This is a genomic window from Paraburkholderia sp. JHI869 (assembly GCF_038900775.1).
In the GTDB taxonomy this organism is placed as follows: domain Bacteria; phylum Pseudomonadota; class Gammaproteobacteria; order Burkholderiales; family Burkholderiaceae; genus Paraburkholderia.
Map to the genome: position 1 here is coordinate 1 of NZ_JAYMSC010000100.1, position 497 is coordinate 497.

At 50.5% G+C, this 497-nt stretch carries 1 tRNA gene and 1 rRNA gene; both read right to left on the reverse strand.

Annotated features, from left to right (window positions below):
- Positions 1-76: ribosomal RNA gene (locus VSR72_RS44035) — 23S ribosomal RNA — on the reverse strand; the annotation flags it as partial.
- Positions 77-421: 345 nt separating this feature from the next.
- Positions 422-497 (reverse strand) — tRNA-Ala (locus tag VSR72_RS44040).

Below are 497 nucleotides of genomic sequence, written 5' to 3' on the forward strand. Positions count from 1 at the left end.
GCTTTTCGCAGGCTACCGCGTCCTTCATCGCCTGTGATCGCCAAGGCATCCACCACATGCACTTGTTCGCTTGACCCTATAACGGGTGCGTCTCTTTGCGCCCAGTGTTAGCGCTTTAGCGCTTACTCTGGGCTCATCCCCGAGGGGACCGAGAACACAATCGTTACAGGTTGAGTATTCGTGTTGCGCCGTATTTCAAGGCAATCTTTCGATCACTTAAAAATACATTGATACAATCACAACCCTGATTCACCTACTCCACACCCATCTCTAAGTGTGTTTCAGATGAATCTCTTTACTACTTCTTCCTGATTGTTAAAGAACGACAGCCGATATGGTTTTAATCACATCGCTCTGACTGGCTCAATCGCCAATGCAAAAGGCTCTGCCGGACTGCTGCAGAACGCTGTGCATTGAAGATTGGTGGAGGATGACGGGATCGAACCGACGACCCCCTGCTTGCAAAGCAGGTGCTCTCCCAGCTGAGCTAATCCCCC